The sequence below is a fragment of the Aquabacterium sp. genome (assembly GCF_016234775.1).
Taxonomy (GTDB): Bacteria; Pseudomonadota; Gammaproteobacteria; order Burkholderiales; family Burkholderiaceae_C; genus Aquabacterium.
In genome coordinates, this window is record NZ_JACRAH010000034.1 from 1 (window position 1) to 16,583 (window position 16,583).

General features: G+C 62.7%; 16 protein-coding genes. 8 read left to right on the forward strand and 8 right to left on the reverse strand.

The features are described 5' to 3' along the window. The first annotated feature begins 213 nt into the window (after nucleotides 1-213). The gene (locus tag HY836_RS09875; RefSeq protein ID WP_290675925.1) at nucleotides 214-576 is read left to right on the forward strand and encodes a hypothetical protein; all 363 of its coding nucleotides are present in this window, start codon (nucleotides 214-216) and stop codon (nucleotides 574-576) included. A gap of 93 nt (nucleotides 577-669) precedes the next feature. Then, complete coding sequence (locus HY836_RS09880; protein ID WP_290675927.1) at nucleotides 670-1,074, forward strand: phage holin family protein; 405 nt, start codon at nucleotides 670-672, stop codon at nucleotides 1,072-1,074. On the opposite strand, the gene fumC is transcribed toward HY836_RS09880, so the two are convergent. Next, nucleotides 1,075-2,457: a class II fumarate hydratase gene (fumC, locus tag HY836_RS09885; protein WP_290675991.1), complete on the reverse strand. Its 1,383-nt coding sequence runs from the start codon at nucleotides 2,455-2,457 to the stop codon at nucleotides 1,075-1,077. 28 nt (nucleotides 2,458-2,485) lie between these two features. After that, on the reverse strand, nucleotides 2,486-2,701 hold the full coding sequence (locus HY836_RS09890) for a hypothetical protein (RefSeq protein ID WP_290675929.1): 216 nt from the start codon (nucleotides 2,699-2,701) through the stop codon (nucleotides 2,486-2,488). Between the two features lie 134 nt (nucleotides 2,702-2,835). Here HY836_RS09890 and HY836_RS09895 point away from each other — a divergent pair, with 134 nt between their 5' ends. Next, the gene (locus HY836_RS09895; protein WP_290675931.1) at nucleotides 2,836-4,308 is read left to right on the forward strand and encodes an RNB domain-containing ribonuclease; all 1,473 of its coding nucleotides are present in this window, start codon (nucleotides 2,836-2,838) and stop codon (nucleotides 4,306-4,308) included. Between the two features lie 185 nt (nucleotides 4,309-4,493). Here the strand turns inward: HY836_RS09895 and HY836_RS09900 are convergent, their stop codons facing one another. Then, nucleotides 4,494-6,278, reverse strand: coding sequence for a methyl-accepting chemotaxis protein (locus HY836_RS09900; RefSeq protein WP_290675933.1), 1,785 nt, complete (start codon nucleotides 6,276-6,278; stop codon nucleotides 4,494-4,496). 156 nt (nucleotides 6,279-6,434) lie between these two features. Here HY836_RS09900 and HY836_RS09905 point away from each other — a divergent pair, with 156 nt between their 5' ends. The 4 genes from HY836_RS09905 (at nucleotide 6,435) to speD (ending at nucleotide 9,862) form a co-directional block, all read left to right on the forward strand. Continuing rightward, nucleotides 6,435-7,478 (forward strand): AraC family transcriptional regulator, encoded by a 1,044-nt coding sequence (locus HY836_RS09905; RefSeq protein ID WP_290675935.1) that lies wholly within the window; start codon nucleotides 6,435-6,437, stop codon nucleotides 7,476-7,478. An 85-nt stretch (nucleotides 7,479-7,563) separates the two neighbouring features. Further along, entirely contained in the window at nucleotides 7,564-8,661 is a 1,098-nt protein-coding gene (locus tag HY836_RS09910; protein ID WP_290675937.1) for a fatty acid desaturase, read from the forward strand. 59 nt (nucleotides 8,662-8,720) lie between these two features. Then, nucleotides 8,721-9,437, forward strand: coding sequence for an N-acetylmuramate alpha-1-phosphate uridylyltransferase MurU (murU, locus tag HY836_RS09915; protein ID WP_290675938.1), 717 nt, complete (start codon nucleotides 8,721-8,723; stop codon nucleotides 9,435-9,437). An 11-nt stretch (nucleotides 9,438-9,448) separates the two neighbouring features. Then, nucleotides 9,449-9,862, forward strand: a complete 414-nt coding sequence (speD, locus tag HY836_RS09920; protein ID WP_290675939.1) for an adenosylmethionine decarboxylase — start codon at nucleotides 9,449-9,451, stop codon at nucleotides 9,860-9,862. On the opposite strand, the gene HY836_RS09925 is transcribed toward speD, so the two are convergent. The 5 genes from HY836_RS09925 to HY836_RS09945 all read right to left on the reverse strand — a co-directional run bounded on the left by HY836_RS09925 (nucleotide 9,820) and on the right by HY836_RS09945 (nucleotide 15,983). Further along, on the reverse strand, nucleotides 9,820-11,499 hold the full coding sequence (locus HY836_RS09925; RefSeq protein ID WP_290675940.1) for an NAD(P)/FAD-dependent oxidoreductase: 1,680 nt from the start codon (nucleotides 11,497-11,499) through the stop codon (nucleotides 9,820-9,822). The genes speD and HY836_RS09925 overlap by 43 nt on opposite strands. A 38-nt stretch (nucleotides 11,500-11,537) precedes the next feature. After that, nucleotides 11,538-13,112: a polyamine aminopropyltransferase gene (locus HY836_RS09930; RefSeq protein WP_290675941.1), complete on the reverse strand. Its 1,575-nt coding sequence runs from the start codon at nucleotides 13,110-13,112 to the stop codon at nucleotides 11,538-11,540. Beyond that, nucleotides 13,105-13,329: a DUF350 domain-containing protein gene (locus tag HY836_RS09935; protein WP_290675942.1), complete on the reverse strand. Its 225-nt coding sequence runs from the start codon at nucleotides 13,327-13,329 to the stop codon at nucleotides 13,105-13,107. Before HY836_RS09935 ends, HY836_RS09930 begins: the two co-directional genes overlap by 8 nt. A gap of 16 nt (nucleotides 13,330-13,345) precedes the next feature. Then, nucleotides 13,346-14,845 carry a DUF4178 domain-containing protein gene (locus HY836_RS09940; RefSeq protein ID WP_290675943.1) on the reverse strand — a complete coding sequence of 500 codons (1,500 nt, stop codon included), beginning with the start codon at nucleotides 14,843-14,845 and terminating at the stop codon, nucleotides 13,346-13,348. Between the two features lie 106 nt (nucleotides 14,846-14,951). After that, entirely contained in the window at nucleotides 14,952-15,983 is a 1,032-nt protein-coding gene (locus HY836_RS09945) for an SPFH domain-containing protein (RefSeq protein ID WP_290675944.1), read from the reverse strand. Nucleotides 15,984-16,101: 118 nt separating this feature from the next. Between HY836_RS09945 and HY836_RS09950 the strand changes: the two genes are divergently transcribed. Then, nucleotides 16,102-16,566, forward strand: a complete 465-nt coding sequence (locus HY836_RS09950; RefSeq protein WP_290675946.1) for a hypothetical protein — start codon at nucleotides 16,102-16,104, stop codon at nucleotides 16,564-16,566. Nucleotides 16,567-16,583 lie beyond the last annotated feature (17 nt).

Sequence of the window (16,583 nt, forward strand, 5' to 3'; positions counted from 1 at the left end):
CGCTTACTTGAGCAGGCTCGTTACTTCGTGCTCCCTCCTCGTCGCACCGATCGCAGCTTCCCCCGCGAGGTCAAACGCTCCGCCCGCGGTAAGTACCCATCAAAAAAAACGCCAGTCAGGCTTAACTGACTGGCATTGACCCTAGAGGTGGCTTTTTGTTTTGTGGCTGCAAGCGGACTCAAGTCACTCACGGTCCATGCCGAAGTTCCCGGGATGCCCAAGCCTGCTTCCACCCTGAGCGATACGCAAACGCCCGTGCCCGATGACGCGCATTGGCGCGCTGCCGCTGAAATGGGCGCGCGACTGGCTGCCAAGCATTGGCAAGTCCCACTTGCGAACATCAAAGAGATCGCCTTGTCGGATGCGGACGGCCCTTGCTACCTGTTCAAGGTGATCTACACCGATGACAGTGGCCAGCGCTTCACGGGCGCCGTGCACATGCCAAAGTGCATGATGTTCACGAGCCAACTGTCGATGTCCGCGCTGAGCGCGGGCCAGAACGGCTGCACCGATGAGCTGACAGTAACGTCGGCAACGAACGAGGACCAGTGGCCCCACTTGGCCCGCCCACACTGAGGCGTCAAAGAGTCTCCGCAAGGTTGGGCATGGCCTGCCACGATGACCCTATCATGCCTGGATCGCAGTCACAGCCAGTGCTTGAACCAAGCCATGCTTTACCACCTCGGCCCATTTCTCATTCACTGGGCCATCACTGCCCTGTCCCTATGGGCGGCCAGCCGCATCTTTGATGGCATTCGCTTCGGCCAGACATCTGATCTGGTGGTGGCGGCCTTGCTTTTGGGGTTCGCCAATGCCATGGTCAAACCGATCCTGATCGTCCTGACCTTTCCACTGACCTTGCTGACGTTTGGCCTCTTCCTGCTGGTGATCAACGCCTTGATGATCATGCTGGTCTCGTCACTGGTACGCGGGTTCACGGTATCGAGCTTCTGGACAGCCTTCTTTGCCAGCATCTTCATCTCGCTGCTCAGTGCCTTCATGGGCGGCATCCTGCTCTCCGATGGCAGGCAGACCGACATCATTCACACGCCAAACGGTGGCACCTGGATATAGTCAAGCGCCCGACAACACGCCCTTGATCCACTCGTCAAATTGCGCTGGCGACACATACCCGAGCGCCAGGGCGGCCTCACGCAGGGTGCTGCCTCGGGCCAGGGCCTGCCTGGCAATCTCCGCTGAGCGGTCGTAACCGATGTGCGGCACCAACGCGGTCACCAACATGAGCGATCGGTGCAGCAACTCGTCAATGCGAGCCTTGTCAGGGCCCATGCCCCTGGCGCAGTGCTGATCGAAGCTGGCCACCGCGTCGGCCAGAATCCGCGTGCTTTGCAGAAAATTGTGAGCAATCAAAGGCTTGAACACGTTCAGCTCGAACTGGCCCCATGCACCGCCAATGCTCAGCGCCACGTCATTGCCCATCACCTGGCAACACACCATGGTCAGGGCTTCGCATTGCGTCGGGTTGACCTTGCCGGGCATGATGGAGCTGCCAGGCTCGTTCTCGGGCAGATGCAGCTCGCCCAGTCCACAGCGCGGCCCCGAGGCCAGCCAGCGCACATCGTTGGCGATCTTCATGAGCGCCACTGCCAGCGTCTTGAGCGCCCCATGGGCATGAACCATGGCATCGTGCGCCGCCATGGCGGCAAATCGGTTGTCAGCGCAACGCAGCGGCAAGCCTGTTTCTGCCGCCAGGCGGGCCGCAACCCGATCACCAAAGCGTGGGTCGGTATTGAGGCCATTGCCCACTGCCGTGCCGCCAATGGCCAGCTCGCACAATCCGGGCAGCGTTGACGTGATGGCCTGCCGAGCGTGGTCCAACTGTGCCACCCAGCCAGACATTTCCTGGCCCAGTGTCAAGGGCGTGGCATCTTGTAGATGAGTCCGCCCGATCTTGACAATGTGCGAGCAGGCTTGCGCCTTGTCTGCCAAGGTGGTCCGCAAACAGCCCAAGGCAGGTAGCAGGTCTCGGGTCACGTTGAGCGCAGCGGCGAGGTGCATCGCGGTAGGAAAGACATCATTGGATGATTGCCCCAGGTTGACATGGTCGTTTGGGTGCACACACCGGAGCGAGCCACGCCCCCCGCCCAAGATCTCCGAAGCGCGATTGGCCAGCACCTCGTTCATGTTCATATTCGTTTGCGTACCGGAGCCCGTTTGCCAGACGGACAGAGGAAAGGCCTCGTCATAGCGACGTGCCAACACCTCGTCTGCGGCCTGCGCAATGGCAGACGACAGGCGCTGCGGCAGCAGGCCGAGCTCCGCGTTGACCAATGCGGCGGTACGCTTGACCTGTGCCAAGGCCATCAACAGATCGATGGGCATGCGCTCGGTCGAAATGCGGAAGTACTGCAAGGAGCGCTGCGTCTGTGCGCCCCACAAGGCAGTGACGTCAACCAGCACATCACCCAGAGCGTCATGCTCGGTGCGCGTTGTCAGTGGCACGGGGAAACTCCGAACGGGCCCGTCAGGATGGTGTCGGACCACGCAAGGCGGCACGACTGGTGCAGGCCATCGGCAGGAGGGGCGCCATCACCTGAGCTGCCAGACTCCCGACAATGCGTTCTTCCACACTCTGCACCACGATGTCATCGCTCGCCAAAGGGTAAGCGCCTTCAGAGACCAGATCATCCAAGGCCCGATGCAGCGTCCATTCAGCTTGCTTTCTGGTGGTTCGACTCATGACTCTTGCCTTTCAATACGGAAGGCTCCGACATGGCACCAACTCCTGTTGCAGCGTGCGCGCTCTGATCCAGTCTGTCAAGGCGCCGCATGCGATCATGAGCGATCGCGCCATCGGCGCCTGTCGCTGTCAACATGTTTGCCTCTCACCACCACCAACGTGCCGACCTGGTCCGCATCGCCATTGACGCCATGACCGAGCGAGGGCTCGCGCCAGATTTCCCGCAGCCGGTGCAACAACAACTGGATGCACTCACCGGCCCGAACGGCGATGCGGACAGCAGCATCCGGGACCTGCGTCACCTGCCCTGGTGCTCCATCGACAACGACGACTCGATGGACCTGGATCAACTCACCGTCAGTGAGCGACTGGATGATCAGTCTGTGCGGATCATGGTGGCCATTGCCGACGTGGACGCTCTGGTTGAAAAGGGCTCCGCCATCGACGAACACGCCCGAATCAACACGACTTCGGTCTACACCTCATGCAAGATCTTTCCGATGCTGCCGGAGCGGCTGTCAACCGATCTCAGCTCGCTGAACCTCGACGCAGACCGGCTGGCCATCGTCACGGAGATGCGCATTGCGCCAGACGCGTCGATCACCCACACCGACGTCTACAGGGCGCGTGTGCGCAACAAGGCCAAGCTGGCCTATGACGCGGTATCGGCCTGGATCGACGGCAAGGGCCCTGCTCCGGACGCATTGCAACGCCAGCCAGAGATGGCGCAACAGGTGCGCACGCAAGATGAAGTGGCCCAGAGGCTGCGTCAGCGACGTCACACGCAAGGCTCCCTGGAGCTGGAGACCTTTCAGCCTCGCGCCGTGTTCGAGGGCGAGAAGGTTGTGGACATTCGTCAGCAGGTACAGAATCGCGCCCGGCAATTGATCGAGGAGTTCATGATTGCCGTCAACACCTGCACGGCCAGGTTCCTGGCCTCGCACGGCGGAACCTCCCTGCGCAGAGTGGTGCGGTCGCCTGAGCGCTGGTTGCGCATTGTCGAACTGGCACGCCGATACGGTGAATCACTGCCCGGCACACCGGACGCTCGCGCACTGGAAGCGTTTCTGGCTCGCCAGCACAAGGCTGATCCCTTGCGTTTCCCGGACCTGTCCCTGGTGGTCGTCAAGCTGATGGGCTCGGGTGAATATGTCGTCGAGCAAGCGCAAGCCGAGCCGGTGGGACACTTTGGCCTGGCTTTGCGTGACTACACCCACTCGACAGCCCCGAATCGCCGTTATCCCGACCTGATCACCATGCGGATGATCAAGGCCTTGCTCAAAGGCGGCAAGTCCCCCTACAACGGCACGGAACTGCAGGATCTGGCCGCGCACTGCACCACACAGGAAGATGCGGCACGCAAGGTCGAACGTCGCGTCAGAAAGTCCGAAGCTGCGCTGTTTCTGGAACCCCGGATCGGGCAGGTGTTCGAGGCCATCGTCACAGGCAAAACCGACAGTGGCACCTGGGTGCGCCTGCTCACACCTCCCGCCGAGGGCATGCTGACGGGGCATGTGCCGGACGCGGACGTAGGGCGCCAGTTGCGCGTGAAGCTGGTTGACACCGATGTGGAGCGCGGCTTCATCGATTTCGTCGCCACGCACTGAGGCCACACAGCAAAACGCGGCCCTGGTGGAGCAAAGTGCAGCCGCGGCCGAAAGCCTCAAGCAGCAGGCGCGGCAACTGGTGCAAGCTGTCGCGGAATTCAACCTGGCTCGCTGAAGCAAGCTCGCGCAGCCAACAAAAAGCCCGGCTCAATGCCGGGCTTTTTGTTGGAGAAGTTATCAAGACGTCAGAACGTTTCCCAATCGTCGCTCGCCCCTTTGGGTTCACTCTTGGGTTCGAATGATGGCGGCGCGGCCAATGGTTCATTGCGAGGAGCCGCGCTGGCTTTGGGTTGCGGCGTGAAACTCGGTGCAGCAACCGGAGTCGATGCGGGAGTAGACGATACCGAGGGCTGCACGCGACTCCCCGCGCGTCGCTCCTGCCCCCCAAAGCTGGACGAAGAGGCCGACATGTGTTTGGAGGCGCTCGCCCCGCTCATGCCGTGGTCCACCTTGAACACCGCCACCGCTTGCACCAGTTGCTGAGCCTGCTGCTTGAGGCTTTCGGCCGCCGCAGCGCTTTGCTCCACCAAAGCGGCATTCTGCTGCGTAGCCTGGTCCATCTGGTTGACGGCATCACCGACAGATGCCACGCCACTGCTTTGTTCGGCACTGGCCGCGCTGATCTCGCCGATGATGTCAGAGACACGCTTGATGGAAGCCACGATCTCCTGCATGGTCGAGCCTGCCTGATCCACAAGCTCGGTTCCTTGCTCTACACGCTCCACACTGGTACTGATCAGGCTCTTGATTTCCTTGGCTGCTTCAGCGCTGCGTTGCGCCAGATTGCGCACCTCGCCTGCCACCACAGCAAAGCCACGCCCTTGTTCACCGGCACGAGCGGCTTCCACCGCCGCATTCAGCGCCAGGATGTTGGTCTGGAAGGCGATGCCATCGATCACGGTGATGATGTCGGCAATCTTGCGCGAGCTTTCGTTGATGCCCTTCATGGTATCGACCACCTGAGACACCACCTCCCCACCACGCGCGGCCACGCTGGAGGCGCCTTGCGCAAGTTGATTGGCCTGCCGTGCATTGTCAGCATTCTGACGCACGGTCGAGCCCAGCTCCTCCATGGAAGAGGCGGTCTGCTGCAGCGAGGAAGCCTGTTGCTCCGTGCGCCCGGACAAGTCCTGGTTGCCCTGCGCAATCTGAGAGCTAGCGGTGGCCACGCTGTCGGAGTTACGACGCACCGTGCTCACCACATGGGACATTTCCGAGCGCATGCGATCCAGGGCCAAGACAAACTCGCCCACCTCGTCATCCACCTTGTCGGTGTTGGCCCCTGTGAGATTCAAGGCCGCCAACTCTTCAGCCTGAGCCTTGGCATAAGCAAGCCGGCGATTGATGTTGGCTGCCAGCACGAAGCCGCCAGCCACGCCGCCCAGGCCAATCACCCCGCACAGCAAAAGCAGCCAGACGCTGGTACTGGCCGCCAGCGCATCACGCGCATCCACATTGGCCTTGGCGTCCTTGCCCACTGACTCGATAAGCTTGTTGATGGAGGCCACCGTGGCCGCACCTGCCGGTGTCAGTTCGGCTGCCCGAAAGGACGTAGCCTCATCGGTGTTACCTGCGTTCATCAGTTCAAACCAGCGGGAGCGGGCCGATGCGTACCTCTTGTAGTTCTGCTGCACATCCGCCAGGCCAGCTTTGATCCCATCCGAGATGGGTTGTTCGCCGAACTTCTTCAGGCCGGCATCGAACTCGTCATAACGCTGTTTGTCGCCTTCCATCAGCTTCTGGCGCTTCTCGGCATCACCGAGTGCGAGATACTGTGCCACCCCCCAGCGCAAGGACCACAAGGCACTGTTGGCCTCGGCCAGATGAGCCGTGGCCAAGGTATCAGCCCTGTAGGCATGATCATTGTCTGCGCGCGCAGATTGAGCCTGCCAGACCGCCACCGAACCGGCGATACCAATACCGGCAAACATGCCGATGGACAACAATTTCACCTGAGATGTCAGCTTCATGGAGCAGATCCTCTGTACGTGCGATAGGACACACCACGAACGAGCTTGTGTGAAAGAATCAGGACCCGTTCGCTTTGATAGCAATGGGCTATCGGCACTAAACCAGCCAACTTGAATGGTTGATCCCAAAAGCTTCACGCTTTGACGCTGTATTCCATGCCGCCTGCATCGACGCCCACGCCGAACATCCCCGCCACGTATGGACTGTCCCTGTTGTCCTTGATGGTAGAGCGCCGCCATCAGGTGACGGACATCCTCGCTGGCAGCGATCTGACCCACGCGCAACTTCAGGATCAGCACGCGCAGATCAGCGGCTGGCAATATGTGGTCATGCTCAACAACGCGCTGCGTCTGGATGGCGACGGCGGCCTGGCTTACGAACTGGGCCTGCGCAGCCAGGTGACCAAGCATGGCTTCGTGGGGTTCGGATTGATCAGTTGCGCCACGCTGCGTGAAGCCATCGAGTTCAGCGAGCGCTACTTCCAGGCGCGCGTCTCCGTTTTCCACAGCGACATGTCGATCAAAGGCGATCAGGTTGTCATCGACTTGCGTGAAACCGTGCCCCTGGGGCCACAGCGCACCCTGATCCTGGACATGGTGCTGGTCGAGTTGTGCAGCCTGTTCGCCAAGGTGCTGGGCACCGACACCACGACAGCGGGTTGGACCAGCGAGATCTGGGTCCCCTATGCCGAGCCAGTGGCATATACACGCTACCAGGATCGCTTGCCACGCTTCCGGTTCAACCAGGCTGCCGTGCAAATCCGCTTTCCGGCGCGCATGCTCGATGAGCCTATCCCTTCTGCAGACGCCGTCAGCGTGCAACTGGCGATTGACCGGTGCGAGCAGGAGATGGCCAAAAGGGCTGCCTCACAAACCACCGCAGACCTGGTGCGAAACCATCTGATCTGCACGGACGGACGCTACCCGGACGTGGCGACCATGGCGCAAAAGCTGCTGCTGTCGGAGCGCACGCTCAAGCGCCGGCTGCAGGAAGAAGGCAGCAGCTTTCAGGCCCTGCTGGATCAGGCCCGCCACCAGGACAGCCTGCGCCTGCTGGGCAACCCTGCCCTGGCGATCAAACAGGTGGCCGAAGCCGTGGGCTACACCGATCCAGCCAACTTTGCACGGGCCTTTGCCAAGTGGACCGGCTTTTCACCACGTGAATGGCGGCAGCACCAGGCTACTCGTGGCCCGAATTGACAGATTTTCGGCCTGATTGCCCCTCACGCTGATCCGGGCCAACTCGGTACGCTCCTGCCTCAGGATTGCGTATAACGAGGAGACCATGAGCAAACACATCAACCCCAATCGCATGAGCGATGCGCAGAAGTCAGAGCACATCCGCTCGGTGGTGCTGCAGGCAGGCATTGATCTGCGCCAGCGCCACGCCTGGCTCGCACACCAGGATGCCATTGGCGCGACCATCATGGTCATCTCGCTGGCCGGCATGATTGCCAGCGGTTGGCTGTATATCGAGGGCGTGATCCCCTGGTGGCTGTGTGTGCCCGTCACCGCCATCTTCGCGTCCTTCATCCACGAGCTGGAGCACGACCTCATCCACCAGATGTACTTCCGCACCAGGCCATGGGCCAACAGCCTGATGCTGGGCGTGGGCTGGGTGGCCCGGGCCAGCACCGTGAGCCCCTTTGTGCGCCGCAAGCTGCACCTGCACCACCACAAGGTGTCGGGCACCGAATCTGATCTGGAAGAACGTGGCATCACCAACGGTGAGACCTGGGGCCTGCGCCGCCTGCTGATGACGGCCGACAACATGCTGGGCGTGATGCTGCGCCCCCTGACCATGCGCAAGGCCGTGCGCAGCTACATCAAGGCCCAACAGCCCGCCAGCAAGGAAGAGTTCATCAAGCTGCTGCGCGAACAGGCCTCGGCCTTCCTGCCACTGGGCACGCTGTACTACTTCGTGTTCCACGCCTGGATCGTGCTGCATGTGGTGATGTGGGCGGCACCGCTGCTCGGCTTCAGCGGCCCGCAGTGGGCTGACGGCCTGCTGCAGAAGCTGGACGTGTTCGGCGTGGTCTACATGCTGCCCAGCCTGCTGCGCACCTTCAGCATCCAGTTCATCAGCTCCAACATGCACTACTACGGCGATGTGGAAGCGCGCAATGCCATGCAGCAGTGCCAGGTGCTCAACCCCTGGTGGCTGATGCCGCTGCAGTTGTTCTGCTTCAACTTCGGCAGCACGCACGCCATCCACCACTTTGCCGTGAAAGAGCCCTTCTACATTCGGCAGTGGAATGCACGCATTGCCCACGACGTGATGCGCAAGATGGGCGTGCGTTTCAATGACTTCGGCACCTTCAAGCGCGCCAACCGCTTTCACCTGACGCCGGCTGCACCCGCGCAACAAACCCGCACCGCGTGAGTTGCCCGCTGCGGTCATGCACGACAATCGGAGGCTGACAGCGAAAGCAGCCTCCGCACATGACCCAGCTCCCTGCCCTGATCCTGGCCGCCGGCCGCGGCGAACGCATGCGGCCTTTGACCGATGCCACGCCCAAGCCTTTGCTGCACGTGCAAGGCAAGCCCTTGATCGAATGGCATCTGGAAGCTTTGGCTCGTGATGGCGTGCGCGAAGTCGTGATCAACACGGCGCACCTGGAAGAACAGTTCCCGGCCACCTTGGGCGATGGAACGCGTTGGGGGTTGCGCCTCCATTACTCGATGGAAGGCCGTGACCATGGCGGTGCGCTGGAAACTGCCGGCGGCATGACCAAGGCCCTGCCCTTGCTGGGCGACGCCTTCTGGGTGCTGGCCGGCGATGTGTTCGTGCCGGGCTTCCGATTTGAGGCGGATGCCGCCGAGGCCTTTGTGCAAGGCGAAGACTGGGGGCAGATGTGGCTGGTGCCCAATCCCGCGCATGTGCCGCAGGGCGACTTTGCGCTGACTGCGCCAGGCCGCGTGCTGCGCAAGGATGCTGCGCCAGCCGGCACGCCCGCCTACACCTACTCGACCATCGGTTTGTACAAGCCCGCCATGGTGGACGGCATCCAGCCTGGCGAAAAGGCCGCGCTGCGCCCCAGCCTGGAGCGCGCCATCGATGCGGGCAAGCTCTCGGGCCGCTTGTACATGGGCCCCTGGGTGGACGTGGGCACACCGCAGCGGCTGGCCGAGTTGAACGCGGCCACGCCAGCTCGCTGAGCCCGCTTGCCATGACCCACCCGACAACGCAGCCGCAAGGCACTCACCTCACGGCTGATCTCGCAGGCTGCCAGGCCGCGCACCCCTGGATGACCCAGCCCGAAGCCTTGCGGCAAGCTTGCCTGCTGGCGGTGGCCGAAGCGGGCCTGCAAGCCGTGGGAGAGCGCTTTCATGGCTTCGAGCCTGCGCAGGGCCATCAGACCGCAGGCGTCACCGGCGTGGTGCTGCTGGCTGAATCGCATCTGGCCGTCCACACCTGGCCTGAACTGGGCGTGGTCACGCTGGACGTGTTCGTCTGCAATCTGTTGAGCGACAACGCCGCACGTGCCCAGCAGTTGCTGGATCGGCTGGTGGCGGGCTTCGAGCCTGAGCGCCAGTCGCGTCACACCTTGCTGCGCGCCTTGCCTGATGCCCGCAGCACCTGATCGGCTGCACGCACGCCATGGGTGAAGGCTTCTTCGAACACCGAGTAGCCTGACAGATCACTGTGTGCGAATTGCAGGCGCCCCTGCGGTTTGCGCAGCGCGTCCAGTGCCGCATGGCCACGCACGCCAGGCACGGGGATGCTCATGGCGTGGCCATAACGCATGAGGTCCATCTGCCTGACCAGGCCGGGCAAATCGGGGTGAACGCGAGCCAGATCAGCCGCCACCCTGCCCGCCCACACGGCCCAGTCATCCCTGAGCAAGGCTTGCCGCAAAACCTGACCTTGCGCCGCATCCTGGCCACCGAGTGCCCAGTAGTGGGTGAGCAGCATGGGGCCCGTGACCGGCGCCAGGCTTTGATGGCGCGCATCAACATAGCCCAATGAGGGCACGGGCACACCGCTCACGCCATCTGCGGTGTAGGGCACGTTGTCCCAGGCCAGAGGGGCACCTGGCCGATCGAAGAAGGGCTTGTCCAGCAGGATGTTGCTGACCAGCCAGGGTGCATACGCCATGCGAGGCGCCACGGCCTCCAAGGCGGGCAAAGCTTGCTTCACCAGTCTCTGCGCCACAAACAGTGGCACAGCCATCACCACCTGCCTGGCCAGCCAGGTCTGCACACATTGCTGCTGGCTGTGCCAGGCCTGCACACGCACCTCATCACGCCCGGCATCGACGCTCAAAGCCACCTGGCCGGCATGCCAGCGCGAACCCAGGTCTTGCGCGAGGTGCTGGGTCAACCAACCATTGCCTTGCGGCCAGGTGAGCACGGCGTCATGGGCTTCCCCCTGCCCCGGTACGTCAAAGCCATGGCGGCTGGCGAAATAGTGCAGGCCGGCCCAGGCCGACACGCGCCCCAGGCCAGCGCCGTAGTCGTCACGGCAGGCGTAATCCAGCAGCCATCGCAGGGGTCGTGAGCTGTAGCCGCGCTGATCCAGCCATTGCGCGAAGGTGAGCTGGTCCAGCGCATCAAGGCCGGCGTGCCAGGGGCGTTTGATGCTGGGCATGGCAAAGCCCAGTTCGCCCGCCGCCGTGCTCACATCCTGCGCAAAACGTCGGTATTGCGCGAGGTCATCGGCAGCCAGGCCATGCTGCGGCAACAGGCCGTCGTGCCACTGGCCACGCCAGAACGCGGCTTGGTCCTGCAGTACATCAGGCACAAACACGCGCTCCTGAGGGCTGTGGCACAGGTGGCGCTCGTCGGCCACCCAGCGCCCGTTTTCGTGACGTATCAGGCCGATCTCTTCCAGCCATTGGGCCACTTCGGTGGCATCGGGCCCCGGCATGGGCAGGTAGTGCGCACCCAACGGACAAGGCAGGTTCTGCACCAGATGCCCACGCGCGTTGCCACCGGCCTGATCTTCCAGATCCAGCACGGCCAGGTCATCCAGCCCGGCACGCATCAGCGTGTGGGCGGCAGACAAGCCCGCCACGCCTGCACCAATGATCAAGGTGTGCACACGCCTGGTTTCGCGGCACACCGCCTTGGGCGCTCGGCCATCACGCCAGGCATGCGCACGGTCCACATGGGCCCCGACCCATCCACCTTGCAGATCAGTGCGCAAGCCCTTGTAAGCACGCCCGCCAGAGCAGCCGGTCAAGCCACTCCAGGCTGGCGCGGTCATGGCAGCTGCCATGGCGCTCGCACCACTCAACCACTCGCGCCGTGTCGGGCTCATTGGTGCACGCGGCCCCACTCGGCCTCAAAGGTCTGCACCAGCACCTGGTTGCTCAGGCGATTGGGCTCGGCGGACACGCGCGCCATGTCAGGCGGAAAATCAAACAGCGCGGGCAGACCCGGCAAGCTCACGAAACGCATGCCTTCAGGCAGCGACGTCGGCATGCGCCACGGACGGTGGTGCGCCAGGATGAAGCCCCACTCGCCAAAGCTGGGCACGTGCGCGTGATATGGCGTGGTCTGCAGGCCCACGGCCTCCAGCGTGCTGGCCACCGTCCAGAAGCTCTGCCGCGCAATCAGCGGCGACGTGGTCTGGATCACGACATAGCCGCTGGCAGACAGGTGCTGATCCAGCAGCGCATAAAAGGTGGTGGTGTAGAGCTTGCCGATGGCGTGGTTGGTGGGATCGGGGAAGTCCACCACGATGACGTCATACACCTCGTCATGTGTGCCCAGCCAGGTGAAGGCATCGGCATTGACCACCTTCACGCGGGGGGCATTCAGGGCATTCCTGTTCAAGGCCGTCATACGTGGATCCTGGCGAAACAGCGTGGTCATGGCTGGGTCCAGCTCGACCAGGGTCACCTGCTGCACGCTGGGGTACTTCAGGACCTCGCGCACGGCCATGCCGTCGCCACCGCCCAGCACGAGCACACGCCGCGGTGCACCCTGTGCGCTCATGGCCGGGTGGACCAGCGCCTCGTGATAGCGGTACTCGTCACGCGAGGCGAACTGCAAGTTGCCATTGAGGAACAGGCGCGTGCCGCCATGCCCCTGTGTGATGACGATGCGTTGATAAGGCGTGTCCTGCCTCAATACGACGCCTTCGCCATAGAAGCGGTCTTCGGCCCAGGTGGTCAGGGGTGGTGCGCCCACCATGGCAGCGGCCAGCACGAGTGTCACCGCCAGGCACGCCAGGGCATGGGAGCGCCAGGTGCGCAACTCGGCCTTGAACAACCACAGCGTCCATGCGGCCACCAGCACGTTGAGCAAGCCGAACAACACGCCGGTGCGCACCACACCCAGATGCGGCACCAGCAAGAGCGGAAACGCCAGCGAGACCGCCAGTGCCCCCAAGTAATCGAAGGTGAGCACCTCGGAGACCAGATCCTTGAGCGCGTAGCGCCGCGCAAAGTGGCGCTTGAGGATGCGCATCACCAGCGGGATCTCCAGCCCCACCATCACACCGATGAGCATGACCATGCCGTAAAGCAAGGCCCTGAAAGGCGATGTGGCCCCGGCGGGCAGCAGGCTGTTGGCCACGAACAGGCCTGCGGGCATCAGGCCACCGATGAGCCCCACGAGCAACTCGATACGCAGGAAGTGCGCCACCAGTTGGCGCTCCAGGTAGCGCGACAGCCACGACCCCACGCCCATGGCGAACAGATACGTGCCGATGACGGTGGAGAACTGGAGGATGGAATCCCCCAGCAGGTAGCTGGCCAGGGCGCCGGCTGCCAGCTCATAAACCAGCCCGCAAGCCGCCACGACGAACACCGAGGCCAGCAAGGCCACCTCGGCTGGGGCCATGCGCTCACGCACATCGGCTGACGAAACTGATTCTTCAACCATGCACGGCTGCGGCCACGATCTGCCCAATGGCCAGGCACATCGCGCCCACCACGATGGCCAGGGCCACGTTCTTCTTCTCGACGATCTCGCCCCAAAGATCGTATGGGGTGAGCTTGTCGACGATGACGAAGCACACCCAGAACATGAGCACGCCCATCAGGGCAAAGGCCATGGACCCCAGGAACACGCCGGGCTTGAGCCATTCGATGTCGATCATGTGTTTCTCCTAAACGCTATTTGTGAGAGCCGCCACTGCTGTAGCCGCCATAGGAACTGCCGTGACTGCCACTGCTGCTGCGGTACGAGCGGCATTGCTGGTATTCGGCACTGGATTCGCCATAGGTATCGCGCACATCGCTGCAGTCATCCGTGCAACGGGTCATGAGGATGATCACAAACAGCAGGATCAGGATCCAGAACACGGTGCGCCCCCAATCGCCCAACTTGATGCCGGACAAGAGGCTGGCCTCGCGCTTGAATGCGCCCAGCTGATTCTGGGGGATGCGGAACGCCGAGATCACTTCCTGAGCAGTGAGGTTTTCGCCGGCAGACCAGGTGATTTCATGGCCGGACTTTTCCCGGTTGAGCCTGAGATGCGTCGAGTTACCCGTGCCAGCAAAGTCCGAATTGAGCGTACGCTGGTTCTTGCGAACCGGCCAGTAGAACTCACCCAGCACGTAGGTGGTCTTGGCCGGGTAGGTAAAGAGCTTGCGGTAGGTGATGCCGTTGTATGTCAGGCTGTCGCCTCGCATGGACGGCACGCCGCTCACTGTGCGCACCACACTCCAGCCATCCTCGGCGTCCACCAGAAAGGCGAAGCCGGCCAGGCGGTTGTAGAGCAGGTATTCGCGCCAGAAGGTTTGCTCTTCATCCGGATCGCTGGGCTGATCACAACGTTCCTGATAACCCAGCACCTGCCAGTCATCGACACGGCCGTCTACCTTGACCCGACCGACTGCGCCGATCGGGATCAAGGGCTCAAGGGTGTTGTCCTGCCTGTAATACTTGAGGTCCCCGCCCAGGCCTTTGCTGATGTCCACCACCGCCTTGCAACTGCCACAGACGATGGATTTCGTGCTGTCCAGCGTAGGTGTGAGCGAACTGCCGCAACTCGGGCACTCTATGCCCTTGGCTTGAAGCTTCGATTCAGAAGGCTGTTGGGCATCAGACAAGCCCGACAGCTTCAGCTCGGACAGCTGCACGGACCGTCCCACGCTCAGCACAGGGGCAGCCGCCAACAGCTCGACAGACAGCACCTCGCCCGCCATATTGCGCAGCTCGACCACTGGATAGGTCGACTTGAGATCAGTCGCCTCAGCCAGCTCGCCCTGTGCCGCGTGCACATGCACTTGAACGCGAGAAGACAGCACCCAGGGTTGCTGTGCCACCAACTGTGTCGACCCGACCTCTGGCCGCAGCAAGTCGGGCAAAGTGGGTGCCGGGGTTGGCAGGCCAAAGCCGAAGACATAAGCACCGTTGTCTTCGCTCAGGCTGCCGCTGCGGCCGTTGTCAAACAGCGCGTGCCATTCGGTCCAGCGGCCTTCCAGGCCATCGTCGTCCTGGTAGGCCAGTTGAACGCGGCCGACCAGCGTGAAGGATTCGCCCTGGTACTGGCCGCGTGCGCCCAATGCCAGCGGGCTGTGGTCATCGAACAGCTCGGCGCTCTGGCCGATGCGACGCAGCGATTCGCCATCGCGCACCAAGGTACTTTTGCAGAAACTGCAGACAGCCATGGGCGATGCCGCCGATCGAAACTCGACCGGCGCACCGCAAAAGGAACAGCTTGCCCGCCAGGCGCGCTGACCTGGGCCTTGATCACTCATGTCAACAACCCGCCGTTCAGACGAGCTTCTTGAGCAGCTCGGCCTTCTTGGCGCTGAACTCGTCTTCCGTCAGGATGCCCTTGGCTTTGAGATCGGCCAGCTTTTCGAGCGTTGCCATGATCTCGTCCGGTTTGAGCCCGCCTGGCGCCGCACCCGTTGCAGCAGAAGCACCCTGCAGACCTTGCTGGATGGATTGCGCCATCACCTGGCCCAAAGCCAGCCCCGCGCCCAGACCGGCGGCATCGCCAGCCACGCCACTGCCCTGTCCCGAAGCGGCTGCGATCGTCGGCAAGGCCTGAGCGGCCTGGTACTGCACGAACTGGCCCATGTTCTGGCCCACCATGCCCATGCCGATCTTCTGATCCAGGATCTTCTGCAGCTCTTCAGGCAAGGACACGTTCTGCACGGTCAGGCCTTCGATCTTCAGGCCCAGTGCCTCGAACGAGGGCGCCACGGCCTCGGACAAGGCCTTGGCAAACTCGATCTGATTGCCGGCCAGATCCAGGAAGGGGATGCCGCTTTGCGCCACGGCATCGCTCAGATGCTGCAACAGCAGGCCGCGCAGTTGCCCGTCGAGATCGGCCACGGTGTAGGACTCACGCGTGCCGGACACCTCGGTGTGGAACTTGCGCGGATCGGCCATGCGCACGGCGTAGTTGCCGAATGCGCGCAGGCGCACGGCGCCGAAGTCCTTGTCGCGCAAGGTGATGGGCTGGCTGGTACCCCAGCGCATGTCCAGTTGCTGGCGTGAGCTGAAGAAGTACACATCGCTCTTGAACGGGGAAGCGAACAGCTTGTCCCAGTTCTTGAGGTTGGTCAGGATGGGCAGGGTTTGCGTGGTCAGCTTGTGCGTGCCCGGTCCGAACAGGTCGGCCACCTTGCCTTCGTTGACGAACAGCGCCATCTGCGATTCGCGCACCACCAGCGTGGCACCGTTCTGGATTTCGCGGTCCTCGAAGGGGTAGCGCCATGCCAGCACGCCATCGGTGGACTCCATCCACTCGATGACATCAATAAATTGTTTCTTGATGAAATCGACCAAACCCATGTGTTTCTCCCAAATCGCGGCACCTCCTCTGGGCGCCCGGCAGCCCGCATATTACCTACATCTCAAGCCCCATTGCCGTAGAATCGCCACTCCGATCAACAGCCCCTGGATCTACACCATGCCCCGCTGTCTCAAGACGGTCCTGGCCACCCTGGCCCTGGCTGCCCCTGCCCTGGCGCTGGCGCAAAGCGCCGTGCTGAATGCCTCTGAAACGAGCACCAGCAGCGACAGTGGTCAGCCTGTCTCCAATCCGGACACCCTTCAAGGCCGCGCCATCGTCATCCCCAGGCAGTCGCTGCGTGGCGACGTCGTGTTCGGCCAGCCGCCCGAGGTGTCCCTCAATGGCAAAGATGCCCGCCTTGCACCTGGCGCCCGCATCCGCGATCTCAACAACCTGCTGGTGCTCTCGGGCAGGCTGGCAGGCCAACGCTACAAGGTCAACTACACGGTTGACTCCTATGGTCTGCTGATGAACGTCTGGCTGCTGACCGCTGCAGAGGCCAGCCAACTGTGGCCCACCACCGCCGAAGAAGCCGCCACCTGGTCATACGACCCCGTCTCGCACATCTGGACCAAGCCCTGATCCTGATCCGCCCGCAT

Excerpts from the sequence above, each read along its gene's own strand:
- HY836_RS09875 (WP_290675925.1), top strand. The coding sequence starts at position 214 with ATGCCCAAGCCTGCTTCCACCCTGAGCGATACGCAAACGCCCGTGCCC.
- HY836_RS09880 (WP_290675927.1), top strand. The coding sequence starts at position 670 with ATGCTTTACCACCTCGGCCCATTTCTCATTCACTGGGCCATCACTGCC.
- HY836_RS09890 (WP_290675929.1), bottom strand. The coding sequence starts at position 2,701 with ATGAGTCGAACCACCAGAAAGCAAGCTGAATGGACGCTGCATCGGGCC.
- HY836_RS09895 (WP_290675931.1), top strand. The coding sequence starts at position 2,836 with ATGTTTGCCTCTCACCACCACCAACGTGCCGACCTGGTCCGCATCGCC.
- HY836_RS09900 (WP_290675933.1), bottom strand. The coding sequence starts at position 6,278 with ATGAAGCTGACATCTCAGGTGAAATTGTTGTCCATCGGCATGTTTGCC.
- HY836_RS09905 (WP_290675935.1), top strand. The coding sequence starts at position 6,435 with ATGCCGCCTGCATCGACGCCCACGCCGAACATCCCCGCCACGTATGGA.
- HY836_RS09910 (WP_290675937.1), top strand. The coding sequence starts at position 7,564 with ATGAGCAAACACATCAACCCCAATCGCATGAGCGATGCGCAGAAGTCA.
- murU (WP_290675938.1), top strand. The coding sequence starts at position 8,721 with ATGACCCAGCTCCCTGCCCTGATCCTGGCCGCCGGCCGCGGCGAACGC.
- speD (WP_290675939.1), top strand. The coding sequence starts at position 9,449 with ATGACCCACCCGACAACGCAGCCGCAAGGCACTCACCTCACGGCTGAT.
- HY836_RS09925 (WP_290675940.1), bottom strand. The coding sequence starts at position 11,499 with ATGGCAGCTGCCATGACCGCGCCAGCCTGGAGTGGCTTGACCGGCTGC.
- HY836_RS09930 (WP_290675941.1), bottom strand. The coding sequence starts at position 13,112 with ATGGTTGAAGAATCAGTTTCGTCAGCCGATGTGCGTGAGCGCATGGCC.
- HY836_RS09935 (WP_290675942.1), bottom strand. The coding sequence starts at position 13,329 with ATGATCGACATCGAATGGCTCAAGCCCGGCGTGTTCCTGGGGTCCATG.
- HY836_RS09940 (WP_290675943.1), bottom strand. The coding sequence starts at position 14,845 with ATGGCTGTCTGCAGTTTCTGCAAAAGTACCTTGGTGCGCGATGGCGAA.
- HY836_RS09945 (WP_290675944.1), bottom strand. The coding sequence starts at position 15,983 with ATGGGTTTGGTCGATTTCATCAAGAAACAATTTATTGATGTCATCGAG.
- HY836_RS09950 (WP_290675946.1), top strand. The coding sequence starts at position 16,102 with ATGCCCCGCTGTCTCAAGACGGTCCTGGCCACCCTGGCCCTGGCTGCC.